This window comes from Streptomyces toyocaensis, assembly GCF_000725125.1.
GTDB lineage: Bacteria > Actinomycetota > Actinomycetes > Streptomycetales > Streptomycetaceae > Streptomyces > Streptomyces toyocaensis.
In genome coordinates, this window is the sequence record NZ_JFCB01000002.1 from 190,172 (window position 1) to 213,682 (window position 23,511).

General features: G+C 74.5%; 19 protein-coding genes and 1 pseudogene. 6 read left to right on the forward strand and 14 right to left on the reverse strand.

What is annotated here, in order from left to right:
* Positions 1-108 precede the first annotated feature (108 nt).
* The 3 genes from BU52_RS04745 to BU52_RS04755 are packed head-to-tail and all read left to right on the forward strand — an operon-like array spanning position 109 to position 2,998.
* The gene (locus BU52_RS04745; RefSeq protein ID WP_037928542.1) at positions 109-1,206 is read left to right on the forward strand and encodes an AI-2E family transporter; all 1,098 of its coding nucleotides are present in this window, start codon (positions 109-111) and stop codon (positions 1,204-1,206) included.
* A 48-nt stretch (positions 1,207-1,254) separates the two neighbouring features.
* The gene (locus BU52_RS04750; protein WP_037928544.1) at positions 1,255-2,478 is read left to right on the forward strand and encodes a cysteine desulfurase-like protein; all 1,224 of its coding nucleotides are present in this window, start codon (positions 1,255-1,257) and stop codon (positions 2,476-2,478) included.
* Positions 2,471-2,998 carry a DUF1990 family protein gene (locus tag BU52_RS04755; RefSeq protein WP_037928547.1) on the forward strand — a complete coding sequence of 176 codons (528 nt, stop codon included), beginning with the start codon at positions 2,471-2,473 and terminating at the stop codon, positions 2,996-2,998. Before BU52_RS04750 ends, BU52_RS04755 begins: the two co-directional genes overlap by 8 nt.
* A gap of 135 nt (positions 2,999-3,133) precedes the next feature.
* Here BU52_RS04755 and BU52_RS36145 read toward each other — a convergent pair.
* From BU52_RS36145 to BU52_RS04810, 12 genes and pseudogenes are all read right to left on the reverse strand, one after another.
* Positions 3,134-3,313 (reverse strand): annotated as a pseudogene (locus tag BU52_RS36145) (GNAT family N-acetyltransferase); the annotation flags it as partial.
* Between the two features lie 59 nt (positions 3,314-3,372).
* Positions 3,373-5,289: an AMP-dependent synthetase/ligase gene (locus tag BU52_RS04760; RefSeq protein WP_037928550.1), complete on the reverse strand. Its 1,917-nt coding sequence runs from the start codon at positions 5,287-5,289 to the stop codon at positions 3,373-3,375.
* A gap of 103 nt (positions 5,290-5,392) precedes the next feature.
* Positions 5,393-6,955, reverse strand: a complete 1,563-nt coding sequence (locus BU52_RS04765; RefSeq protein ID WP_037928899.1) for a vWA domain-containing protein — start codon at positions 6,953-6,955, stop codon at positions 5,393-5,395.
* Between the two features lie 321 nt (positions 6,956-7,276).
* Positions 7,277-8,347, reverse strand: a complete 1,071-nt coding sequence (locus tag BU52_RS04770; RefSeq protein ID WP_037928552.1) for a lytic polysaccharide monooxygenase auxiliary activity family 9 protein — start codon at positions 8,345-8,347, stop codon at positions 7,277-7,279.
* A 121-nt stretch (positions 8,348-8,468) separates the two neighbouring features.
* Positions 8,469-9,605, reverse strand: a complete 1,137-nt coding sequence (locus BU52_RS04775; RefSeq protein ID WP_037928554.1) for a GH12 family glycosyl hydrolase domain-containing protein — start codon at positions 9,603-9,605, stop codon at positions 8,469-8,471.
* 267 nt (positions 9,606-9,872) lie between these two features.
* Entirely contained in the window at positions 9,873-10,895 is a 1,023-nt protein-coding gene (locus BU52_RS04780; RefSeq protein WP_037928902.1) for a LacI family DNA-binding transcriptional regulator, read from the reverse strand.
* Positions 10,896-11,063: 168 nt separating this feature from the next.
* Complete coding sequence (locus BU52_RS04785; protein WP_407702028.1) at positions 11,064-11,768, reverse strand: S1 family peptidase; 705 nt, start codon at positions 11,766-11,768, stop codon at positions 11,064-11,066.
* A 237-nt stretch (positions 11,769-12,005) separates the two neighbouring features.
* Positions 12,006-14,288 (reverse strand): lantibiotic dehydratase, encoded by a 2,283-nt coding sequence (locus tag BU52_RS04790; RefSeq protein ID WP_037928559.1) that lies wholly within the window; start codon positions 14,286-14,288, stop codon positions 12,006-12,008.
* A gap of 175 nt (positions 14,289-14,463) precedes the next feature.
* Positions 14,464-14,718 carry an acyl carrier protein gene (locus tag BU52_RS04795; protein WP_037928562.1) on the reverse strand — a complete coding sequence of 85 codons (255 nt, stop codon included), beginning with the start codon at positions 14,716-14,718 and terminating at the stop codon, positions 14,464-14,466.
* Entirely contained in the window at positions 14,715-15,731 is a 1,017-nt protein-coding gene (locus BU52_RS04800; protein ID WP_037928565.1) for a threonine ammonia-lyase, read from the reverse strand. The genes BU52_RS04795 and BU52_RS04800 overlap by 4 nt, the downstream gene beginning before the upstream one ends.
* Entirely contained in the window at positions 15,728-17,227 is a 1,500-nt protein-coding gene (locus BU52_RS04805; RefSeq protein ID WP_037928566.1) for an amino acid adenylation domain-containing protein, read from the reverse strand. Before BU52_RS04805 ends, BU52_RS04800 begins: the two co-directional genes overlap by 4 nt.
* Complete coding sequence (locus BU52_RS04810) at positions 17,227-19,557, reverse strand: lantibiotic dehydratase (RefSeq protein WP_037928569.1); 2,331 nt, start codon at positions 19,555-19,557, stop codon at positions 17,227-17,229. Before BU52_RS04810 ends, BU52_RS04805 begins: the two co-directional genes overlap by 1 nt.
* Before the next feature lie 259 nt (positions 19,558-19,816).
* Between BU52_RS04810 and BU52_RS04815 the strand changes: the two genes are divergently transcribed.
* From BU52_RS04815 to BU52_RS04825, 3 genes are all read left to right on the forward strand, one after another.
* Positions 19,817-20,068, forward strand: a complete 252-nt coding sequence (locus BU52_RS04815) for an MbtH family protein (protein WP_051857903.1) — start codon at positions 19,817-19,819, stop codon at positions 20,066-20,068.
* Positions 20,061-20,837, forward strand: a complete 777-nt coding sequence (locus tag BU52_RS04820; RefSeq protein ID WP_078903111.1) for a 4'-phosphopantetheinyl transferase family protein — start codon at positions 20,061-20,063, stop codon at positions 20,835-20,837. The genes BU52_RS04815 and BU52_RS04820 overlap by 8 nt, the downstream gene beginning before the upstream one ends.
* 159 nt (positions 20,838-20,996) lie before the next feature.
* Complete coding sequence (locus BU52_RS04825; RefSeq protein WP_037928572.1) at positions 20,997-21,737, forward strand: Type 1 glutamine amidotransferase-like domain-containing protein; 741 nt, start codon at positions 20,997-20,999, stop codon at positions 21,735-21,737.
* A gap of 71 nt (positions 21,738-21,808) precedes the next feature.
* On the opposite strand, the gene BU52_RS32700 is transcribed toward BU52_RS04825, so the two are convergent.
* Both BU52_RS32700 and BU52_RS04835 read right to left on the reverse strand, forming a co-directional pair.
* Positions 21,809-22,441, reverse strand: a complete 633-nt coding sequence (locus tag BU52_RS32700; RefSeq protein ID WP_051857905.1) for a helix-turn-helix transcriptional regulator — start codon at positions 22,439-22,441, stop codon at positions 21,809-21,811.
* Positions 22,438-23,049, reverse strand: a complete 612-nt coding sequence (locus tag BU52_RS04835; RefSeq protein ID WP_037928576.1) for a response regulator transcription factor — start codon at positions 23,047-23,049, stop codon at positions 22,438-22,440. Before BU52_RS04835 ends, BU52_RS32700 begins: the two co-directional genes overlap by 4 nt.
* Positions 23,050-23,511 lie beyond the last annotated feature (462 nt).

Sequence of the window (23,511 nt, forward strand, 5' to 3'; positions counted from 1 at the left end):
CACACCGGTTCCCCACCTGCCCCACCCGGCCCGGTCGTCCGCGGACCCGCACGGGGTGCGGGGATCCCGGGGAATCACCGGTGCGTGCGGGCCCCGTAAGGTGCCTGCATGTCTGCCACCCTGAACGCGGGGAGAACCCGCGCCGCGCTGCGTACCTCGGCTCGCGTCTCCGCCGAGCTGCTGCTGGTCCTGCTGGCGGCCGCCGTGGTGCTCTGGCTGCTGGGCCGGATGTGGCCGGTGGTCTGGCCCCTCGTGGTCGGTCTGCTCCTGACCACGCTCACCTGGCCCCCGACCCGCTTCCTGCGCCGGCGCGGCCTGGCACCGGCGGTCGCCGCGTCCCTGGTGACCGTGCTGTCCCTGCTGGTGGCCGCCGGGACCGTGGCGCTGATCGCGGTACCCGTCGCGTCGGAGTCCGGCAGGCTGGGGGACGGGGTGGTCGAGGGTGTCCAGAAGCTGCGCGAGTGGGCCGCCGGGCCGCCGCTGAACATCGACGACGCCCAGATCGCGGACGCCTTCGACACCGCCACCTCCCGCCTGCAGGACAGCGCCGGGTCCATCGCCACCACCGCCGTCACGGGGGTGAGCACCGTCTTCAGCGGCGTGGTCACCGCCGTACTGGCGCTCTTCCTGATGTTCTTCTTCCTCAAGGACGGCCCGCGCTTCCTGCCCTGGCTGCGCCGCCAGCTCCCCGGCCGGCTCGCCACCGACGTCCCGGTGGTCGTCGAGCGGTGCTGGCTCACCCTGGGCTCGTTCGTGCGGTCCCAGGCGCTCGTCGGCCTGATCGACGCCGTGCTCATCGGCCTGGGCCTGTGGATCCTCGACGTACCGCTGGTGCTCCCGCTGGCGGTGCTGACCTTCGTGTCCGCGTTCGTCCCCATCATCGGCGCCCTGTTCGCCGGACTGGTCGCGGTGCTCATCGCGCTGGTGTCCAACGGACTGATGGACGCGCTGCTCGTGCTGGTCATCATCGTCGTGGTGCAGCAGCTCGAGGGCAACGTGTTCCAGCCCATGATCCAGAGCCGCGGTCTCGGGCTCCACGCCGCCGTCGTGCTGCTGGCGGTGACCCTGGGCGGCAGCCTGGCCGGCATCGTCGGCAGCCTTCTCGCGGTACCCGTCGCCGCGCTGATAGCGGTCGTCTGGAACTATCTGCGCGAGCAGCTCACCGACCCGCCGGCGGAACCGGCGGCCGACGGCTCACCCACCTGACCGGAACACCGGCACCCGTACCCCGGGCCCGCACCGAGAGGAAACCCCGTGACGTACGACCTCACCGCACTGCGTGCCCAGGTGCCCGCACTGGCCGCCGGTACCGCGCACTTCGACGGCCCCGGCGGCACCCAGACGCCGCTGCCCGTCATCGAGGCGATCGCCGGCGCGCTGTCCCGGCCCCTCTCCAACCGCGGGGAGCGCCTGCCCGGCGAGCGCAACGCCGACACCGTCGTCGTCGAGGCCCGCCGCGCGATGGCCGACCTCCTGGGCGCCGACCCCGCCGGCATCGTCTTCGGCCGTAGCGCCACCCAGCTCACCTACGACTTCGCCCGCACCCTCGCCGCCGGGTGGTCCCCCGGCGACGAGGTGGTCGTGACGCGGCTGGACCACGACGCCAACATCCGCCCCTGGGTGCAGGCGGCCGGACGGGCCGGCGCCACGGTGCGCCGGGCGGACTTCGACCCGGACAGCGGCGAACTCACCGCCGACGACATCCGCGCACAGCTCTCCGAGCGCACCCGGGTGGTCGCGGTCACCGCGGCGTCGAACCTGATAGGCACCATCCCCCCGATCGCCGAGATCGCGCGGACCGTCCACGAGGCGGGAGCCCTCCTGTACGTCGACGGCGTGCACTACACCGCGCACGCGCACGTCGACACCGAGGCGCTCGGCGCGGACTTCTTCGTCTGCTCCCCGTACAAGTTCCTCGGCCCGCACCACGGCGTCCTGGCCGCACGCCCGGAGCTCCTCCGGACGCTGCGGCCGGACAAGCTGCTGCCCTCCTCGGACGCGGTTCCCGAGCGCTTCGAGCTCGGCACGCTGCCCTACGAGTTCCTCGCGGGCACCCGCGCGGCCGTCGACTTCCTGGCCGGCCTGGCAGGGCAGCGGGGCGGCAGCCGCCGGGAACGGCTCGCCGTGGCGTTCGAGCTGATCGAGGAGCACGAGGCCCTGCTGCGGGACCGGCTCGAGAAGGGCCTCGCGGCCCTCGACGGGGTCACCGTCCGGTCCCGCGCCGCCCGGCGCACGCCGACGCTGCTGATCACCCTCGAAGGCCACCGCACCAAGGACGCCTACCGCTTCCTCGCCGAGCGCGGCGTCCACGCGCCCTCAGGCAGTTTCTACGCGCTGGAGGCCTCCCGCCGCCTCGGCCTCGGGGACACCGGTGGCCTGCGCATCGGGCTGGCCCCGTACACCGACGACGAGGACGTCGACCGCCTCCTCGCGGGTCTGGCGGACTTCCTGGACCCGACGGCGCGCACGCATGGGTGACGACGGCGGCCTGAGCTACCCCGACCGCGGGGCGACCTTCCCGGACGCCCCGCTCTGGCCCGCGTCCCCGCCCGGGTTCCGCCGGTTCGAGCGCACCGTGACGGTCGGACGGGGAGAAGGCACCTGGACCGCCGTCCGGGACGCCGTGCCCCGATGGGAAGTCAAACGGCGCAGCGGCTTCACCGTCGTCCCCGCCGACGGAGGCGGCCCGGAGGTCCGCAAGGGTGGCCGGTACACCATCACGGCGGGCCTCGGGCGGTTCGCCGTCCGGGAACCGGTCGAGGTCGTCGCGGTGGTGGACACCGCGGACCGGTGCGGTTTCGCCTATGGGACCCGGTGGGGGCATCCGGTCAGCGGGGAGGAGGCCTTCGTCGTGCACCGGGACGACGACGGGCGGGTCCTGCTCACCCTGCGCTCACTGACCCGGGCCGCGCCGGCCGGCCCCTGGCGGCTCCTCTTCCCGGTCCTGCTGCTCGCCCAACTCGGCGTCCGTGCCCGGTACCTGCGCGCGCCGCACTGAGCGCCGAACGGCCCGGCGGGGTCCCGTGAAGCGGGGCATCGTGGGCACATGACCATCGACGTCCGCCCGCCTCCGTCTTCGAGGACCGTCGCGCCGTGCCCGAAGGCACCCCGGGGGCTAACGTCTGCTGGTGCCTCAGGTGGCGTGGGTGAACCCGGCCCGGTCGAAGTTCTTGCGGACCCCGGCGTACGCCATCGTCAGGTCGACCCGTGCGTCGCCGTTCTCGAGGGGGGCACGACTCGATCGCCGGGGCGCCGTGCGCGCCGGCGAAGTCCACCGCGCCCGCGATGAGGCGTGCGAGATCCCCCGCTTGCGCGGATACCTGCGCCGACCGAGGCGCCGGCGGCCGGGCGGGGCGGGCGGGTCAGGCGGGGTCAGACGTACAGGGCCGCGATCCGGTCCGCGTACGCCTCCTGCGCCGCCTGCCGCTTGACCTTGAGCGAAGGGGTCAGCAGCCCGTTCTCCTCGGTGAACTCGCCCTCGACCAGGGCGAAGGCGCGGATGGACTCCGCGCGGGAGACGGCCTCGTTGGCGTAGTCCACGGCCTTCTGCACGTCGGCGCGCATCCGCGAGTCACGGACGACCTCGGACATCGGGGTGTCGGCCGGCAGCCCGCGCACCGACAGCCAGTGGGCGACCGTCTCGGGGTCCAGGGTGATCAGCGCGGCCACGAAGGGCCGGTTGTCGCCGACGACGAGACACTGCCCGACGGGCGGCCGGCTGCGCAGACGGTCCTCCAGGACGGCGGGGGAGACGTTCTTGCCGCCGGAGGTGACGAGAATGTCCTTCTTGCGGCCGGTGATGGTCAGATAGCCGTCGTCGTCGAGGGAACCGAGGTCACCGGTGGTGAACCAGCCGTCTTCGAGCACCTCGTCCGTGGCGGCCGGGTTGTTCCAGTACGACCCGAAGACGATGCCGCCCTTGATGCGCACCTCGCCGTCGTCGGCGATCCCGACCGCCGTGCCGGGCACTGGGAGGCCCACGGTGCCGGGACGGGGGCCCAGCGGCGGGACGACGGTCGCGGCGGCGGTGGTCTCGGTCAGGCCGTAGCCCTCGTAGACCATGATCCCGGCCGCGTAGAAGAAGAGGTTGAGGTCCCGCTCCAGCGGGGAGCCGCCGCTGATGGCGTACCGCAGGCGCCCGCCGAGTTCCTTGCGGACCCGGCGGTAGACGAGCAGGTCGTACAGCGCCCAGGCGGCGTACAGACCGGGACCGGGGCCCTTTCCACGGCCCAGGAACCGGTCGAGGTGGGCCTCGCCGAAGCGGACCGCGACGCGGTGGGCTCGGTCGAAGGACGCTCCGCGGCCCATCCTCTCGGCGGTGGCCCGGCCGGTGTCGTGGATCTTCTCGAACAGATAAGGGACGCCCACCAGGAACGTCGGGCGGAACGCCCGCAACTTGGGTCGCAGTTCGTCCGGTTTGATGCCCGGGCTGTGGCCGATCTCGATGCGGGCCATCAGGCAGGAGATCTGCAGGGTGCGGCCGAGGATGTGGGCGAGCGGGAGGAACAGCAGGGTCGAGGCGACCTGGTCCGTGACCTCCTTGAAGATCGGGTGCAGCAGCTCCACGGTGTTCGCGGCCTCGGCGTACAGGTTGGCGTGGGTGAGGACGCAGCCCTTGGGCCGCCCGGTGGTGCCGGAGGTGTAGCAGACGGTCGCGACGGTGCCGGGGGTCAGGGCCGTACGACGCTCGGTGACCTCCTCGTCGGGGACGTCCACGCCGAGTGCGGTGAGGTCGTCGAGGGCACCGGCGTCCAGTTCCCACAGGCGCGGGCCGGCCGGGAGGGCGGCGGTGCCGGCGGTGACGGTGGCGGTGTTCCCGGCCGTCTCCGTGACGACGTACCGGGCGCCGGAGTCACGGACGATCCACTCCACCTGGTCCGCGGAGGAGGTGGCGTAGACCGGCACGCTCTGGCCGCCGGCGGACCAGATCGCGAAGTCCAGGACCGTCCACTCGTAGCGGGTGCGGGACATCACCGCGACCCGGTCGCCCGGCTCCAGGCCGGCGGCGATCAGGCCCTTGGCCACGGCGGTGACCTCATGGGCGAAGGCAGCCGCCGTGACCGGGTGCCAGGCGCCGTGCCGCTCGCGGCGCAGGACCACCGCGTCGGGCGCCTCGGTCGCGTTGGTGAACGGGATGTCGGCGGTGCTGCCGGTGGTCTGCCGCGCGGCGAGGGCCGCCGTACGGGCCTCGCGCACGACGCCCCGCTCGTCCCTGACGGTCTCGACCCTGGTCCGTCCCGCCAGATCGGCGCGTCGTTTCGCCCGTTTCAGATCCTTGCGTACGCCCATGACGGCTCCCGGTCGCGGCTGGTGCTCTCGTGCTGGCTGCTGGCCTGCCTACTTACTCTGGAGTCAACTTACCGGTGCGTAAGGATGGGTCAAGGGGCCGGGGTCAGCCCAGCCGCTCCGCCGCGCGGATCGCCTCCGCCAGCTCACGGACGTCCTTGTCGCCGGTGCGGTCCGCCAGGGAACCGGCGCGCCCAAGCAGCTCGCCCAGCGCGGGGGCACCGGGCAGGGCGCCGTAGCGGTGGCCGGGGGAGCGCAGCGCGTCGGCGAAGTAGGCGGCCGTCGCGGTGACCGTGAGACCGGGCCGCGCGCGCCAGACGGAGTCGGCGAGACCGTCTGTCTCGACAGCGCCCGTCTCCTCGTGCGGGGTGCGGCTGCCGGGGTCGAGCCAGCGCACGGTCGCCGTGGCGAGGTGCCCCTCGGCCCCCGGGCGGGTCCGTACGGCGTACAGGGCGGTGACGGTGTGGCCGGGGCCGACCTCGCCGCCGTCGACGCGGTCGTCACGGAAGTCCTCGTCGGCGACCCGGCGGTTGTCGTAGCCGACGAGCCGGAACTCCGCGACCGTCTCCGGGTCGAAGGCGACCTGCGCCTTGGCGTCACGGGCCGCCAGTTCGATGTTGCGCGGGAGCTGTTCGCAGAACACCTCACGGGCGTCGCCCTCGTCGGACACGTACACCGTGTGGCCGTCTCCCCTGTCGGCGAGCCGCTCCATGAGGGCGTCGCCGTAGTCGCTGCCGACGCCCACACCGAACAACGTGATGCCGTGCTCGCGGCGGGACTGCGCGATGCGCTCCAGGATCGCGTCGGCCTCGGTCTCCCCGGTGTTGGCGAGGGCGTCCGAGACGAGGACGACACGGTTGGTGGCGCCCTCGCGCAACCCCTCCACGGCGGTCTCGTACCCGGTCGCCATCCCGGCACCGACATTGGTGGAGTCGGTCGGCTCCAGACCGTCGATCGCGTCGTGGACCTCGCCCCGGTTGCCGCCGAGCCGGGTCATCGGCAGGACGGTCTCGGCCTCGTCGCTGAAGGTGACGAGGGCGACCGAGTCGTCGTCGCGCAGCCGGTCCGTCATGGTGCCGAGGGATCGCCGCGCGAGGTCGAGACGGCCGGGCTCGGCCATCGACCCCGAGATGTCGATGACGAAGGTGAGGGCGGCGGGCGCCCGTTCACCGTCCTCACCGGCGGGCCGGGTGGCCAGGCCCACGCGGACCAGGGACCAGTCCTCCTCGTCGGTGCGGGCGCCGTCCACGGTGACCGTGAAACCGTCGCCGCCGGGACGCTCGTAGTCCTGCCGGAAGCTGTTGACGAACTCCTCCGGACGGACGGTCGAGGGGTCCGGCAGCCGGCCGTCGGCGAGGGTGCGGCGGGCGTAGCCGTACGAGGCCGTGTCCACGTCCAGGGCGAAGGTCGACAGGTGGTCGGGATCGGGGGCGACCCCGCGGGAGTCCTGCTCGCCCCCGCGCGGTTCACCGTCGTACCGCCCGCCCGGACCCCCGCTGCGGCCGGGGGCGGGCAGCGGCGCGGAGTCGCCGCCCGGGCGGTCGTAGGAGGCGCCGCCCACCTTGGAGTCGCTGGTGCCTCCCGCGCTGCACCCGCCGATCAGCAGTCCGCCGGCCGCTGTGAGCGCCAGCAGCACTCCTGCCGGCCGTCGTGTCCCGTGCCACGTCATCGTCCGTGCCCCCTCGTCGGTCGACACCCACTTCAGTGACTGTGACGGCGGGGCGGCCCGGAACGTGCGGTACGGAGCGTTGCAGGTGGGTCTCGAAGAGGGCACGGAGAGGGCCCGCCGAGACCGGTGGGTGATCCTCCGTCGACCCGCGCCGGCCCGCCCGCGCCGGCGAAAACGTGCCGGGCCAGGGCGCACGGCGCGAGGGCACACGTTGTCCACGGCCCCGGAGACAGGAACACGCTGTCCACGGCCCCGGAGACAGGAGTGGGGGGACACCCGCTCCCGCGCGGCAGCGGGAGCGGGTGTCACTCGCCTCACCGGCTACGGAGTCACGCAGCCGATCGTTCCCACCGGGACGTTGTTGCCCGAGGAGGTGGCCGTGAAGCCGAACGTCGTGCTCCCGTCAGGGGCGACCACCCGGTTGTGGTCGACGTTCCTGACCGTCACCGTGCCGTCGGAAGCGGTGGACAGGGAGCCGTTCCACGCGCTGCCGATGCGGGTCCCGGAGCCGGGCTTCCACTGGACGGCCCAGCCGTTGAGCGGCGAGGTCCCGTGGTTCATCACCTCGACCGAGCCCTGGAAGCCGCCGTTCCAGGAGTTCACCACCTCGTAGACGGCCATGCACTCACCGGTGTGCGGGGGCGGGTCCGTGGGGGTCGGGTCCGGTGTGGGGCCGGCGTCCCCGATACCGGTGACCTCGCCGTTGCCGCCGTCGAAGACGACGTCGGAGCAGGAGAAGAAGTTCTCCTGGCTGTCCGAACGCACCCACTGCATGAAGATCAGCGCGTCACCGGAGCGGCCGGAGGGCAGGTTCAGATTCCAGTAGTAGTGACCGCCGTTGGTGCCGGGGGAGCCCTGCTGGGGCGGGTTGGTGACGGTCTGGATCAGCTCCAGGTCGTCCCAGCCGAGCTGGGAGGTGGGCGACCATCCGGGCTTGGTGAGGTAGACCCGGAAGTCGCCGGGATGGGCCGCCCAGTTGCTGTACTGCACCTTGATCGTCGCTCCGGACGTCAGATGCGTCCGGGGCCAGTCGGCGCGGGCCGCGTTGTAGGCGGAGAAGTCGTACGGGGACCGGTCGCCGGCGCTGCAGAGCGTGCCGTCCGGGACGTAACCGGCGCCCCGGCCACCGGCGTTGGAGTCCAGGACCGCGAACCAGTTGTACAGCGCCGTGGCGCCGCTCTCGTTCAGCGCGTCCCGGCACGCCGGGTTGGACGGGTCCAGCGCGCCGGTGCCGGTGACGGCGTCGAGTTGACAGAGGTAGGTGCGCGAGCCGGGCATCATCGCGACACCGTGTGCCTCGGCGTCGTTCTGCCACAGGAAGCTCAGGCCGAGCCCTCCGAGGAGGGTGGCCAGAACCGCTGCCAGGGAGACGAATCTGCTGCGTAAGGCCATGGGATCTCCTGTGCCGGTAGTCGGTTGTCCAAGAGGTGCGGTGCGCAGGGGGTGGAACCCCTGCCCGTCCGGGGACGGGCGCCGACCGGACGGGCAGGGGGCTGGGGGGCGACCCGGGGTGTCACGCGCTGGTGCAGGCGGTACCGTTCAGACGGAAGCCGTCCGGCCGCGCGAAGGAGCCGCTGTAGGTTCCCTGGAACCCGAAGTTCTGGCTCCCGCCGGGCGCGATCTGCGCGTTGCCGTCCACCGGACGGGCCGTGACGGCGCCCCAGGAGGGGGTCACGGACGCGTTCCAGGCGTTGGTGACGCGCTGCCCGGAGGGCAGGGTGAAGGCGAGCTCCCAGCCGTCCACGGCGGACGAACCGGTGTTGCGCACGGTGACGTTGGCGGTGAAGCCGCCCGGCCAGACGTTCGTGTCGTACGAGACGGTGCATGCCGCCGGGCCACCGGGCTCTCCCGGGTCGCCGGGGGTGCCGCCGCCGGTGTCGACCGTGGAGGAGAAGGAGTTCACCGCGAGCCCGGCCCCGTTCTGCCAGGGCTCGAAACCGGCCTGGACGCTCGTCAGGTACCAGTCGTTCCGCGCCATGCCCCGGGCGACGGTCTCCCGGACGAAGTCCATGACGTCGAAGCTCCAGTCGCTGATCGCCGAGGGCGCGACGAACGACAGCACGTCGTTGGAGCCGTTGCTGCCCGACCACACCTGCCAGCTGCGGCCGCCCACGGTGGCCGTGCCGACCTGGGAGCCGATCGGCTGGATCGGGCCCACCTTGTTGAGCCAGATCATGATCTCCGTGCGGTTCACGCCGTCGGTCCGGGGCGTCGGGTCCAGCCAGATGTCGTACGAGGCGTTGTACACGGCGTCACCGACGAAGCCGTAGGAGATGCTGCTGGGTGCGGAGGAGATGCCACTGATCCGCGCCGGGAGCTGGGTGCCCGGCGAGCAGTTGGTGTAGTGGCAGCCGTTGAAGACCGACGGGTACGACTTCGGGGCGCCGTTGGTGGGCACCGAGCCGTCGGCCCGGGTGAGGCGGAAGCCGGTCTCCGTCGTGGTGACGCACTGGGTGGCACTGGTGCCCCAGCGGTTGTTCTGGACGACGTAGCGCCCCTGAATGGTGGTCGATCCGTACTGCTCGCAGATCGTGGTGTCGGCCTGGGCCGGCGCGGTCGCGGTCATCAGGGCCACGACCACGGCGAGAGCGGTGAGCAGCGCGGCGAACAGACCGTGCGGAGCGCGGATGTGGTGCGGTAACCGTCGCATGTGGGGGACCTCTCCAGAGGGTGCGGGGCCGACCGGCGGGAGCGCTCCCGTCTCCCCATGTGAATGGGAGCGCTCCCATTGGTGGTTCGGGACGGGACTGTAGAAGCTACCCATGTCCCTGACAAGCCTGTGCGTGGGAAACCGTCGAAGAGATTTCGAAACCGCAGGCAGGAGAGGTGATCCACAACGGGGGCCGGACTTCGGGAGCGCTCCCGAAACAGTTCGGCGGGAGCGCCGGCCCGGCAGGGGGCGGGTGGTGAAGACGGCTCAGGCCGAGTCGCGGAGCACCAGTTCCGTACGGAGGATGACGTGCCGCCAGGCCACGGCCGGCTCCTCCATCTCCTCCAGGAGCAGCCGCACCATCGTCCGGCCGATGTCCTCCAGGGGCTGACGTACCGTCGTCAGCTTCGGGTCGGTGTGCTGGGCGAGCGGGAAGTCGTCGAAGCCGATCACGGCCACGTCCTCGGGCACCCGGCGTCCCGCCGCGCGCAGGGCGTTGAGCGCGCCGGCGGCCATGGTGTCCGACGCGGCGAAGACCCCGTCGATCTCCGGGGCACGCGAGAGGAGTTCGGCCATCGCCCGGTGCCCGCTCTCCGCGGAGAAGTCGCCCTCTGCGGTCCAGGCGGCGTCGCTCTCGGCGCCCGCGCGCTCCAGCGCCTCCCGGTAACCGCGCAGCCGGCACTGGGCCACGTACATGTCGGACGGGCCGGTGATGGTCGCGATCGAGCGGCGGCCGAGGCCCAGCAGGTGGGCCACCGCGCTGCGGGCGCCGCCGGCGTTGTCCGCGTCGACGTAGGTCACGGCCTCGTCGCCGGAGCGCCGCCCCAGCAGGACGGTGGGCAGCCCGACCTCGGCCAGCATGTCGGGCAGCGCGTCCTCGGCGTGCACGGACATCAGCATGACGCCGTCCACCCGGCCCCCGCGCGCGTACTCCACGAGACGCCGCCGCTCGGCGTCCGTGCGCACCAGGGTGAGCAGCAACTGCACCTCGGTGTCGGTCAGCGCGTCACCGACGGACCGGACGATCTCCGAGAAGAACGGCTCGCCGAACTGCCGCCAGTCGGGTTCCGTCATGACCAGCGCGACCGCGTCGGCGCGCCGGCCCGCCAGCGAACGGGCCGCCAGGTTCGGCACGTACCCCAGTTCGGCGATGGCGCGCTGCACGGCACGGCGCGTCGAATCCTTGACGCCCGCCGCGTTGTTGATGACGCGGGACACGGTGCCCCGCCCCACACCGGCGAGCGCGGCCACCTCCTCGAGCGTCGGTGTGCCGGGACGCTGCCTGCGCATGACCACCCCCACGAATCACTGGATCCTACGGCTTCGTGGTGCCCGGGACGGCCGGTCGGGCAACACGCTCCGCGTCCCCGGTGCCGCAGGCGCCCGTGGGGGAACGGACGGAGGCCCCCCACCACGACGTGGTGCGGGGCCCGGCGCCCGGTGGGCGGACGGTACGGGTCAGACGCCCGCGACCGACTGGATCCAGGAACGGTACGCCGTCACGTTGGTGTACGCCGTGGTGGTCTGGCGGTCGCTGGTGGAGGCCACCCCGACCTGGACGCCGTTCGCCATCATCGGGCCGCCCGAGTCGCCGCCGGCGGTGATGCCGTCACCCCGGCGGGCGCAGATGGCGGAGCCACCGTACGCGTCGGAACACCCGCCCGTGACCGTGACGTTGGCGACCTTGAGGTACCGGGACTGGCAGGTGGCCTCGGAGCCGCACTGGGACGTGGCTCCCCAGCCGTACACCTGCACGGACTGGCCGACCCTCACGGTGCCGGGCTGACCGAGGCGCGCGTAGGTCGCCGACACGGAACGGTCGAGGCGGACGAGCGCCAGGTCCGAGCTGTGGGTGTAGGTCTGGACGCCATTGGCGAGGGTGCCGCCGCTGTGCTGGTCCAGGCTGCCGATGCGGAACGACAGTCCGCCGCCACTGACGCAGTGCTTGGCCGTGAGGATCCAGGTCGGGGCGATGATCGTCGCCGAACAGGTCTCTCTGCCGTTCGAGAAGAGCCGCGCGGCCCATGGGCCGCTGCCGGCGTACCCGCCACCGATGATGGGCTGCGGAGCGTTGGTGACCGGAGGCGCCGGTGCCTGAGCCGCGGCGGCGTTGGGGGCGAGAAGCGCGAGGACGCTGACCGCTGCTGCGGCGAGAGCGGGCATCAGCCTTGATATGCGCAAGGTTCCTCGATTCGGAAGACACGCCGGGTGGACGTGTGGGTGTGGGGGTCGTCGGCCCGAGGGGCCGCACCATGACGAACTCGCCCTCATGAGGCACCGGTTCGTCATGGACACGGCCCAGCATTCCCGAGGCTCGCCGGACGGCGGTAGTAACACTTGGCGATAACGCGGCGTTATACCCGGCCCCCCCGTAAGGCCGCCGAGTCGAAGTCCCCTCGGTCAGTCCGCTTCCGTGTCGAAGGCGACGAAGCGGAGTTCCGAGGTGTAGCGGCGTCCCTCGTCGTCCTGGAGCCAGGTCTGCTCCGGGGTGGGCAGCATCTCCGTGAACGTGACCGTGCCCCGCTGATCGCGGCGGGCCAGCCGGCGCAGCGCCTTGGCGAGGATCGTGACGTACACGGGGCTGTCGAAGTCGACGTAGAACGGCCGGGACTCCGTCGGCGAGACGACGAAGACGTAACGGGGCAGGCCGAGCCGGGCGCGCCAGCGGCGGGCACGGACGAAACGGCGGGCCTCGTCCTTGTCGTCGGCGAAGCCGGCCCCGGCCGCGGGCACTCGCCAGGTCTCCCGCGCCACCACCAGCCGGTCGACGGTGACGCGCGGGGTGTGGTCCTCCTGCGGCAGCAGCCGGAAGAGATCCATCGACAGGGTGGTCAGGACGTGCGAGAAGACGTCCGTCACCGGGAACCGCGCACCGTCCGGGAGCCGCACGACGAGGTCGCCCCCCTGCTCCTCGACGACGGCGTCGGCGCTGCGCACGGCACGGGAACGGGTGGGGTCCGCGGTGAAGTCGGTCAGGGCGACCTGATAGTCCTCGGGCCGGATCAGCGTGTGCCGGACCCGGGTGGACAGGCGCGCACGGTGCTCCTTCGGGAGGAGCGGCAGCAGGCGCGGGCCGGGGTGGTCCCGGTCGGTGAGACGGAGCAGTTCGCCGACGTCCGGATGCTGATGGGTGAAGAGGGAGGCGCCCAGCGTGTTGGCGGCCAGGTGGAGCTCACCGAGGACGAGGGTGAAGTCGCCGCGGGCCACCGCCTCGGTGCCGTCGGCGGCGATCATGATGTCCGGACTGAGGTAGCGCGCCGCCGTCCACCCGCCGGAGCCGGGGAACTCCTCGCGCACCGCCGCCTCGACGTCCGCGGAGCGGACGTCCACGCGGCGGGCGCCGGCCGGGACCGCGAGGATCCGCCGCCAGCGGGCGGCGAACTCCTCCTGCAGCTCGCACGCGGTGGCGCGCACCGGCCCGTGCAGCACCGGCAGACACGCGAACCAGAAGGCGGCCAGGTCCACCGGGCCCTCGGCGGCGAGACGTTCGTACACCGGACGCATACCGCCGCGCAGCGCGGCGGCGAGCCGTGAGGTGAGCCATCCGGCGCTGTCCATCAACAGCCGCAGCGGGCGCAGCGCCTCCAGCACCTCGGGGCCGAGGCGAGCCGTCGCGGACCGGCGCGAGTCGTGGTAGACCAGCGCCCGGCACGGCGCGGTCGACGCGGACTTCTCCCGTACGGCGGCGGTGTCGGTCAGCTCGGTGAAATCCCGCTCCAGAGCGGTCAGCGCGCCGACCAGCGACTCCACGTCACGGGCGGCCGCCACCGCCGTGCGCCCCTCCTCCAGCCGGTCCAGCGCGGCGAGCCCCCGCGCGCGCGGCCCGGGCGCGCCGACGGTCTCCAGCCAGGCCCGCAGGTCCCGGTCCGGATGGGTTCCCGCGGGGACCTCCAGGCGCCACGCCACCCAGCGGCGGGCGACCAGGTCGGCGAGGACGGCGGGCACGTCGTGGTCCGGGAGCGCGGCGGCGATCGCCCGCGCCGGGCGGACGCCGTCGCACAGGGCGAGGACGGCCGCCGTCCCGGCGGGCACCGACACCGGCCGCCTGCCCGGCACACGGACGCGGTCGCCGTCCACCGTGACGAAGGGAACCCGCCGGGGGGCGACCCACTCCCGCAGGCCCGGGTCGGCGTCCAGCGTCCTGGCGAGCGCGTCGATGCCCCAGCTCGCCCAGTAGACGGTGGACTCGGCGATCAGCCCGGACCCGGTGCCGAGGGCGGCACCGGACGTCGCGGCGTCCCAGCGGCCCCAGCCGACGGGGCCGAAGAAGCCGATGGTGTCGTTCTTGACGCAGAACCGCTGCCAGTAGTGGGCGACCAGTTCCTCGCGCTGGCGGGGCATGCTGCTGCGCTTGTCCACGCCCGGCGTCCAGCGCAGGAACGGCGTGATGCCCGAGGTGAGCACCGGCCGGTTCTGCCAGGCCACGGCTTCCCGGAACGACGGCGTACGGGCGATGTCCTGCAGGGTGTGCGCGGTCTCCACGGCGGCCTCGGCGAAGAGGCGGGAGAAGTCCTCCCAGCGGGCGCCGTCGAGCGGGGCCTCCGCGTCGAACTTGTCGGCGGCCTCGGCCAGTCCGGCCGGGGCCAGCCGCAGCACCCCGTCGGCGGGGAAGCCGGGGCCGCGCAGCGCGAACTGCTCCCACAGGCGCCAGCGGCCGAGGGACGGTACGAGGTCTTCGGTCATGGCGGGGCTCTCCTTGCGGGCGCGGGGGACGGGCGGGGCGGGGGAAACGTCGGGGCCCTCCCACGGCGGACGGGGAGGCCGGCGGCGGGCGTGCGGGCCGGCCGGCTCCCCGTTCCCGTACGGGTGGCCCCGCCGGCACCGGGGAACGGTGGCGGCGCGGTGGTGGTCCCGGCGGTCAGACGCGGCCGTAGTCGGCGTCGACGACCTCGGCCAGGTCCCGCGGGGTGGGGTAGGCGAAGACCAGGGAGACCGGCACCTCCGCGCCGAGGACCTCCTCGAGGCGGCCGGTGATCTGGAAGGCGGTGAGCGAGTCGCCGCCCGCCTCGTAGAAGTCGGTGTCCTCGGTCAGGTCGGGCAGGGCGAGCACGTCCCGGAAGATGTCGACGAGCAGGTCGGCGGTGCGGGTGGCGGTGGCGGAGTTCTCGGTCATGACGTGTGCTCCTCGGTGGTGGTGGTCGCCACGGGGGTTCCCGTGGACGCGGGGGTGCCGGTGTGGTGCAGGGCGTGCAGCCGGGCGGGTGTGTTGCCGCCGGAGACGACGGCCACGGCCCGTTCCCGGCGGCCGGCGCGCAGGGCTCCGGCCAGTGCGACGGCACCGCTGGGTTCGGCGTCGACGCCGAGGCGGTGCAGCAGGGCGGCGGCGGCGAGGATCTCGGCGTCGCCGACGGCGATCAGGTCGTCGGCGCGGTCCCGGATGATCGGGTAGGGGACGCGCCCCGGCCGCTGGCCCCGCAGGCCGTCGGCGACGGTGGCGCAGGGCGGCAGCTGGACCGGGTGGCCGGCGGCCAGGGAGCGGGCGTAGCGGGCCGCGTGGGCCGGTTCGACGCCGACGATCCGGACCGGGTGGTCCGCGGCGGCGAGGCAGACGCCGGCGAGGAGTCCGCCGCCGCCGGTCGGGACGTACACCGTCTCGGTGCCGGGGGCGTCGGCGAGGAGTTCGGTGCCGACGGTGCCCTGCCCGGCGACCACCAGGGGGTGGTCCGAGGAGGGCACCAGGGTGGCGCCGGTCTCCCGCGCCAGCGCGCGGGCCCGTTCCTCCCGCTCGGCGACCCCGCCGCCCACCCGGACGGTCTCGGCGCCGAGGGCGCGCATGGCCGCCGTCTTCGCGGGGTCCGCGCCCGCCGCGAGGACGACGGTCAGGCGGATGCCGAGGGAGCGGGCGAGCCGGGCCAGGGCGATGCCGTGGTTGCCCGAGGAGCCGGTGACGACCTGTCCGGCGGCGAGCGCCAGGACCGCGTTCGCGGCTCCGCGCATCTTGAACGAGCCTCCGTGCTGGCGGTGTTCGGCCTTGAGTAGCAGTTCCGGACCGCAGGCCGTCGGCACCGGTCCGCGCAGCAGGGGCGTGCGGCGGACGTACGGTGCGATGCGGGCCGCGGCCGCGGCGACGTCGGCGGGGCCGGGCAGGGCGCCCGCCGCGGCCGTCCGCAGGCCGGTGGCGGTCACGGCGCGCTCCCGGCGACCAGCAGGCGGCGGTCCGTCTTGCCGCCGCGGGTGGTCGGCAGCGCGGCGTGGCGCCGGAAATGGCGGGGCATCAGGTGCGGTGGCAGGGAGCGGGCCAGGTGGGCGCGGAGTTCCGCGTCCGCCGTGGCGGTCAGGTCACCGGTGACGTGGGCGGTCAGGTAGGTGCGTCCCCGGTCGTCGGTGTGCGCGGTGACGACGGCGCCGCCGACACGGGGGTGGGCCAGCAGCACGCCCTCGATCTCGGCCGGGTCCACGCGGTGTCCGCGGATCTTGACCTGCCGGTCCGTGCGGCCGACGTAGGTCAGGCCCCGCGGACCCCACCGTCCGAGGTCCCCGGTGCGGTAGAGGCGGGCGCCGGGCGGGCCGTAGGGGTCGGGCAGGAAGCACGCGGCGGTGCGGGACGGCTGCCCCCCGTAGCCCCGGGCGACGCCCGCGCCGCCGATGTACACCTCGCCCACGGTGCCGTCGGGGACGGGCGCGAGATCGGCGTCGAGCACCCGGACGACCGTGCCGGGCCGGGGCGCGCCGACCACGTCGGCCGTCGTGTCGGGCTCGGCGGGGACGACGTGGCGGGTGGTCGTCATGGTGCACTCGGTCGGGCCGTACTGGTTGACCAGCGTGCCCGGTACCGTCCGCCGCCCGCCGGCGGCGAGGAAGGGGCGCAGCGACTCGCCGCTGGAGGCGACCAGGGCGACGCCGGCCAGCGGGTCGGCCAGGCCCGGCTGTCCGGCCAGGTGGGCGAGGAAGGAGGGGGTGGTGCTGAGCAGCGCGGTCACCCGGTGTTCGCGCACGGTGCGGACGAAGTCGGCGGGCCGCAGCAGCCGGGAGCGTTCCACGATCACCAGGCGGGCCCCGGCCAGCAGCGGGGCGAAGGTGTCCCGGAGGGAGGCGTCGTAGCCGAGCGGTGCCGTCTGCAGGGCCACGGTGCCCGGGCCGAGGCCGAAAGCGCGGGCGGTGTCGCGCAGGTAGGCGTCGAGGGCGTGGTGCTCGACGAGGACGGGGCTGGGTTCGCCGGTGCTTCCCGAGGTGTGGCTGACGTAGGCCAGGGCGCGCGGGTCGACCGGCGGGGGCGGCTCCGCCGGGCCGTTCGGCGGGACGGCGGCGGGCCGGTCCAGGAGGACGACGGGCAGCCCGGCGTCCAGGGTCCGGGCGTGCGCCGAGGTGGTCAGCAGCAGGCGGGCGCCCGCGCCGCGGACGAAGGCCGCGAGCCGGTCGCGGGGCTGGGTCACGTCCAGGGTGAGGAAGGCGGCCCCGCAGCGGATGACCGCCGCCATCGCGGCCACCGCGTCCGCGCCGTGCTCCACGGCTACGGCGCACACCGTCTCCGGTCCGGCGCCGTGGGCGCGCAGCAGCCGGGCGAACTCGTCGGTGCGGGCGGCGAGACGGCCGTGGGTGACCGGGCCTGCGGGGGTGTCCAGCGCGACGCGATGCGGGTGACGTGCGGCGTGGGCGGCGAGGTCGTCGGCGACGGTGCGCATCACGCCTCCCCGCTGCCGGTGCCCGTGACCGTCAGGTCGACGGCCACGAAGCGGAGTTCGGAGGTGTAGCGGTGCCCCTCGGCGTCGGTGAGCCAGGCCTGCTCGGGCGTCGGCAGCATCTCGCTGACCTTCAGGCGGGCCCCGGGATCCTTGCGGGCCAGCCGGCGGGCCGCCTTGGCGAGGATGGTGACGTACACGGGGCTGTCGAAGTCCACGTAGAACGGGCGGGGTTCGGCCGGGGAGACGACGAACACGAAGCGGGGCAGGTCGTGGCGGCGCCGCCAGTGCCGGGCGCGGACGAACCGGGCGGCCTCGCTCTTGTCGTCGGCGAAGTCGACCTCCCCGACGGGCAGCCGCCAGGTCTCCCTGGCCACGGTCATGCGGTCGATGGTGATGCGCGGGGTGTGCTCGCCCTCGGGGCGGAGGGTGAAGCGGTCCATGACGCGCTGGGTGAGCGTGTTGGCGTAGGCGTCGAGGACGTCGTGGACGGTGCCGTCGGGCAGGACGGCCGTCAGCCGGCCGTCCCGGTCCTCGACGAGGACGTCCGCGCTCGGCACCGAGTTCGGGCGGTAGGGGTCGCCGGTCTGGTCGACCAGGGTGACGAAGTGGTCCTCGGGCCGGTCCAGGGAGGGCCGGCTGCGGGTGGACCACTTCAGGGGGAGCTCCTTGGGCAGCGTGGGCAGCAGGCGGGGCGCGGGGAAGTCGCGGGTGGTCTCGGCGACGAGCCGGTCGCGGTCGGGGTGCTGGTGGACGAAGAGGGACGCGCCCATGGTGTTGAGCGCGCAGTGCATCTCGCCGAGGACGAGACCGACGTCGCCGCGGGCGAGGGCGTCCGCGTTCTCGGCGACGACCAGGACGTCGGGGCTGATGTAGCGGGCGAGGGACCAGCCGTCGCCGGGCTCGTCGAACTCGCGGCGTACCCGGTCGGCCAGCTCCGCCGTGGTCAGGCGGACGCGGCGGGCGTCCGGCGGGAGGTCGAGGACCCGGGCCCACTTGGCGCGCAGTTCGGACTGGACGGCGTCGATCAGGTCGCCGGCGTCGGGGTGTGGGGAGGGCAGGGTGTGCAGCCACAGGGTGGCGAGGTCCACCGGGGTGCCCCCGGCGCTCAGGCGGGCGTGGACGGTCCGCAGACGGGCGCGGACGGCGTCGGCGAAGCGGTTCGTCATCCACCGGGCCGCCGTCAGGCACAGCTGGAGGGGCTCCAGGTGCTCCAGCAGGGCGGGCCCGGCCGTGGCGGTCGCGGACCGCCGGGCGTCCGAGTACACCAGCCCGCGGCAGGGGGCGGTGCGCGCGCCCTTGGCGCGCTGGGCCTCGCTGTCGGTGAGGGCCGCGAAGTCGGCCTCCAGGGCTCCGATCGCGGCCGTCAGCGCGGCGGCGTCGGTCCCGGCGGCGCGTACGGCGTCCCGGCCGCGCTCCAGCACGGCGAGCCCGGCCAGGGCCCGGTCCCGGGCGGCCCCGTCGGGCACGCGCTCGAGTATCCGGCGCAGGGCCACGTCCGGGTGGGTGGCGGCGGGCACCTCCAGACGCCGTGCCACCCAGCGCCTGCGGACCAGTTCCCCCACGGTGCCGGCGACCGCGTCGGGATCGAGATCCAGCTCGGCGGCGATGGCGGCCGTGTGCCGGGTGCCGTCGCAGAGCCGCAGGACGGCCTGCTCGAGCTCCCCGACGGGCTGGGCGGGCCGTCCCGGGACCCGTACCGTGCCGCCCTCGCAGCGCACGAAGGACATCCGGCGCGGCGGGATCCACCGCATCAGCTCCTCGTCCTCGGCGAGCACCTTGGCCAGGGCGTCGACGGCCCAGCCGGAGAAGTAGACCTCCTGCGCGGCGAGGAAGTCCCGTCCGGCGTCCACGGTGACGGCGCCCGGCGCGGACGCGTCCCAGCGGCCCCAGCCGACGGGGCCGAAGAAGCCGATGGTGTCGTTCTTGACGCAGAACCGCTGCCAGTAGTGGGCGACCAGTTCCTCGCGCTGGCGGGGCATGCTGCTGCGCTTGTCCACGCCCGGCGTCCAGCGCAGGAACGGCGCGATGCCGGTGCGCAGCACCGCCGGGTTCTGCCAGGCGAGTGCCGCCTGGAACCGGGGCAGGCCGGCGATCCGCTGGAGGTGGCGGGCGGTCTCCACGGCCGCCGCCGACAGTTCCTCGCTGAAGGCGTCCCACTCGGGTCCGGACAGGTCGGTGCCGGGACCGAACTTGTCGGCGCCCTCGGCCAGTCCGGGCGGTGCCAGGCGCAGCACGCCGTCGGCGGGGAAGCCGGGGCCGCGCAGCGCGAACTCCTCCCAGAGCCGCCAGCCTCCGCCCGGTAGCAGGACCGGTGCGTGCTCGTCCGACATCACGTGCTCCTTCCGGAAAGGGGGTGCCGCGGGAGGGCCGCACGGCGCTCGGCCGGGCGGTGGCCGCCGCCGGGACGCCGGGCTCCCCGGCAGGACAGCACCGTCCCGCGCCGGGGCGGCACGGCACCAGAGAAGATCCGGCAGCAACGCGCGCCACGGGCTCGGCGCGTTCGTCCCTGCCCGGGGCGGGCGGGCGCCCGGCACGCTGTCGGCGTCGGCCCCGACCTGCGGCCGGCCCCACACCTGCGGGAGGTACACCATGACGCAACCCGACCCCACGACCGGCGCGGGCGCCGACGAGGCCCGTCCGGACACCGACGAGGTCTACCTCGTGGTGCGCAACGACGAGGAGCAGTACTCGATCTGGCGGGCGGACCGCGAGGTGCCCGCCGGCTGGCACCCGGAGGGCAGGCGGGGCGGCCGGCAGGAATGCCTGGACCACATCGGCGAGATCTGGACGGACATGCGCCCGCTCAGCCTGCGCCGCCGGCTGGCCGGGGCAGATGCCTGAGCCACGGGCGGGCCGGCTCCTGGACCCGCCGGCGCACGCCCCGCCGCCGACGTCCGGGCTGCTGTGCCCGGCCGAGCTGGACCTGTCCGGACTGCGGCACCGGACGCGGGCGCCGAACCCCCGGGTCCTGCGGGGACCGCTGGAGCTGTACCTGGCCCGTGTCGGGGCCCAGGACGAGCGCGCGCTGCGGGACGCGCGGGAACTGCTGGACGCGGAGGAACGGGCCCGGGCCCGCGCGTTCCGGCACGACCGCGACCGGGCCGCGTACGTGGTCGCGCACGCGGCACTGCGCGACGTGCTGAGCCTGCTGCTCGGCGTACGCGCCGAGGCGCTGCCGCTGGCGCGGGAACCGTGCGCCGGCTGCGGCGGACCGCACGGACGGCCGGTCCTGCGCACCCCGGGGGTGCACTTCTCCCTGTCGCACAGCGGGGACCTGGTGCTGGTGGCGCTCGCCCCCGCGCCGGTCGGCGTCGACGTGGAGGGGCTGGCCACGAACCGCGCGGTGCTCGGTGCCCAGTCGGCGCTGCACCCGGCGGAGGCGGACGAACTGGCGCTGCTGCCCGCGCACGGGCGTCCGGCCGCGTTCACCCGGGCCTGGGTGCGCAAGGAGGCCTACCTGAAGGGCCTGGGCACCGGTCTGGTGCGCGATCCGGCGCTGGACTACGTGGGCACCGGGCCGCTGCCGACCTCCCCGGCACCGGGGTGGAGCGTCCGGGACGTCCTGGTTCCGGCGGGGTACGCGGCGGCGGTGGCCCTGCGGACGCCCTGAGGGCGTACGGCGAACGAGGCGGGGACCGGTCCACCGGACCGGTCCCCGCCGTCGTGCCGCGGTGTCGGCGCACGGTCGGGGCCGCAGAGGTGCCGGGATCGCGATGCCCTCACCAAGAACTTACCTTCGCACGAGAGTTGACACGTTAAGATCATCGGCGTGACCGCTCCGGAACCGACCATCGTCGCCACCTCCGGAGGTCATCGCGTCGGCGCGCGCACCCGGGTCCTCTTCGACGCCCTGGTCCACCACGCGGTCGATCTCTCCGGTGTGCACGGCAGACGCCCCCGCGTCCTCTACCTGGGCACGGCGGTCGGTGACGCCGAGCACGTCACGGCGCGGATGGGCGAGGCCGCCCGGGTGGCCGGCTTCGACCTCACCCCGCTCCACCTCTTCCCGATGCCCAACGTGGAGGACGTCGAGGGCACGGTGCTCGGCCACGACGTGGTCTGGGTGATGGGCGGCTCGGTGGCCAACCTGCTCGCCGTGTGGCGAGCGCACGGGCTGGACGCGATCCTGCGGCGCGCCTGGCGCGCCGGCGTGGTGCTCGCCGGGGTGAGCGCGGGTTCTCTCTGCTGGTTCGAGGGCGGCACCACGGACTCCTTCGGCCCCGAACTCCGCCCGGTCACCAACGGGCTGGGACTGCTGCCGTACGGCAACGGGGTGCACTACGACAGCGACGGGGGCCGGCGTCCGCTGACCCACCGGCTGGTCGCCGAGGGCGTCTTCGGGGCGGCGCACTGCACCGACGACGGCGTGGGGCTGGTCTACCGCGGCACCGAGCTGGTCGAGGCGGTGGCGGAGCAGCGGGACAAGGGCGCCTACGTGGTGTTCCGGGACGGCGACCGGGCCGTGGAGGAGCGGATCGAGCCGCGGCTGCTGCCCGCGCCTCCCGGCTGACGGCCGCCGCACGGCGCGCAGGGCCGGCCGCGGGAGCGGGCAAGGCCCGCGGCCGGCCGCACGTCCGCGGATCACACCAGGCCGTGGCGCACGGCGTGGGCGACGGCGTGCGCCCTGTTGCGGGCCTGCAGCCGGGCCATGATCTCGTAGACGACGTTCTTGACGGTGTGTTCGGAGCAGCGCAGCAGCAGGGCGATCTCCGCGTTGCCGTGGCCCTCGGCCATGAGGCGCAGCACCGAGGCCTGACGCCGCGTCAAGGTGGGCCGGACGGCGCCGTCCGCCGCGTCCTCCGGGCGCGGCCGGCCGGTCAGCAGGTGGGAGAGCTCCGGGTAGGGGATGCTCGGGTGCGGGTGGGCCGCGCGGCGCACCGCCGCCACCAGGTTCTCCCCGGTGAGGTCGGCGGCCCGCAGGACGACCGCCCCGGCCCGCAGGGCCAGCCGCAGGTCCGGCCGGCCGACCGTGTCGCACACGAGGACCAGCGGACCGGTGTCCCGCCGGCCGCGCAGGGCCCGGGCGGCGTCGGTGGTGGCGACGACGGTGACGACCCCGGGCCCTCCGTGCTCCGGGGCGCAGGCCAGCCCGGCGCGGCGGGCCACGCAGCGGACGCGGTCCGCGCCGGGCGAGGGCACGATGCGCAGGACGACGGGCGCGGGCGCGGGACCGGCCGCGGGCACGGGGGGCGCGGCGGTCAGGAGGGCGGTCACAGCAGGCCCGCCCGGAGCGCGTAGGCGACCGCGTGGGCGCGGTTGCGCAGCCGGAACCGCTGGGTGATGTCACGGACCACGGTGGTCACGGTGCGCGGCGAGTAGGCGAGCCGCTGCGCGATCTCGGCCGTCTCGTGGCCGTCGGCGAGCAGCCGCAGCACCGAGCGTTCCCGGTCCGACAGCATGCCGTCGGACCAGCCCCCGGCGGCGTGCCGGGCGTCGGCCGGGCGGTCCAGGAGCTGTTCGAGCAGATGGGGCGGCAGGGTGCAGTCGTCACGGGAGGCGGCCAGCACCGCGTGGCCGAGGCGGGCCGCGTCGGCGTCCCGGCGCGGCAGCAGGCCGCGGGCCCCGGCGGCCAGGGCGTGCAGGACGTCGCCGGAGGCGAGGGAACCCGCCACCAGGACGACGGCGGGGCTGTGCCGCAGGGCGCGGGTGGCGCGCACCATGTCGAGTTCGGCCGGTCCGGGGCGGTCCACGGTGAGGACGGCGACCCGCGCGTCCCCGGGCTCACACACGGTCAGGTCCGGGCAGGCCAGCAGGGTGGTGCGGGTGCCGGCCTCCAATACCGGGTCGAGGGCGACCACGCCGACGGTTACGGGTACTCCCATCTGCTACTCCTAGGAAGTTCGTCCGCCCGGTCGTGCGCACTCCGGGCCGGTTCTGCGGTGGGGACTGCGCACCACCGTGCCGTGGGCGGGGGTGCGCCGGCATCGGTAACCGGTCCCCACCTTTCCCGTCGCCCGGGCCGCCCCCGACGGCGGCCGCTCCCCGGCGACCGCCCCGCCGCCCGTCGCACGGCGGCCGTCGGCGGGCCGGCGCGGCGGCGGTGATCTGCGGATGGGGTGTTGGGGCCGGTGCGGGGGAGACCCGGGACGGGGCATGGGGGTCGGTACCCCCGCGGAGCGGGGTGCGGAGGGTGCGGGCGCACACTCCGCGGGCGGGCACAAGGGCCGAACGCGCAGAAGTCCGCGGTCCCGTGGCGCCCCGTTACCCATGTGCGCCGGGCCGGTGCCCGCACCGCCGACCTGCGGCTTCGGCCGATCGGGATACGGTCCGGCGTGCCCGGTGCG

Coding starts and splice junctions, on each gene's coding strand:
- BU52_RS04745 (WP_037928542.1), top strand. CDS start 109: ATGTCTGCCACCCTGAACGCGGGGAGAACCCGCGCCGCGCTGCGTACC.
- BU52_RS04755 (WP_037928547.1), top strand. CDS start 2,471: ATGGGTGACGACGGCGGCCTGAGCTACCCCGACCGCGGGGCGACCTTC.
- BU52_RS04760 (WP_037928550.1), bottom strand. CDS start 5,289: ATGGGCGTACGCAAGGATCTGAAACGGGCGAAACGACGCGCCGATCTG.
- BU52_RS04765 (WP_037928899.1), bottom strand. CDS start 6,955: ATGACGTGGCACGGGACACGACGGCCGGCAGGAGTGCTGCTGGCGCTC.
- BU52_RS04770 (WP_037928552.1), bottom strand. CDS start 8,347: ATGGCCTTACGCAGCAGATTCGTCTCCCTGGCAGCGGTTCTGGCCACC.
- BU52_RS04775 (WP_037928554.1), bottom strand. CDS start 9,605: ATGCGACGGTTACCGCACCACATCCGCGCTCCGCACGGTCTGTTCGCC.
- BU52_RS04780 (WP_037928902.1), bottom strand. CDS start 10,895: ATGCGCAGGCAGCGTCCCGGCACACCGACGCTCGAGGAGGTGGCCGCG.
- BU52_RS04785 (WP_407702028.1), bottom strand. CDS start 11,768: ATGCCCGCTCTCGCCGCAGCAGCGGTCAGCGTCCTCGCGCTTCTCGCC.
- BU52_RS04790 (WP_037928559.1), bottom strand. CDS start 14,288: ATGACCGAAGACCTCGTACCGTCCCTCGGCCGCTGGCGCCTGTGGGAG.
- BU52_RS04795 (WP_037928562.1), bottom strand. CDS start 14,718: ATGACCGAGAACTCCGCCACCGCCACCCGCACCGCCGACCTGCTCGTC.
- BU52_RS04805 (WP_037928566.1), bottom strand. CDS start 17,227: ATGCGCACCGTCGCCGACGACCTCGCCGCCCACGCCGCACGTCACCCG.
- BU52_RS04810 (WP_037928569.1), bottom strand. CDS start 19,557: ATGTCGGACGAGCACGCACCGGTCCTGCTACCGGGCGGAGGCTGGCGG.
- BU52_RS04815 (WP_051857903.1), top strand. CDS start 19,817: ATGACGCAACCCGACCCCACGACCGGCGCGGGCGCCGACGAGGCCCGT.
- BU52_RS04820 (WP_078903111.1), top strand. CDS start 20,061: ATGCCTGAGCCACGGGCGGGCCGGCTCCTGGACCCGCCGGCGCACGCC.
- BU52_RS04835 (WP_037928576.1), bottom strand. CDS start 23,049: ATGGGAGTACCCGTAACCGTCGGCGTGGTCGCCCTCGACCCGGTATTG.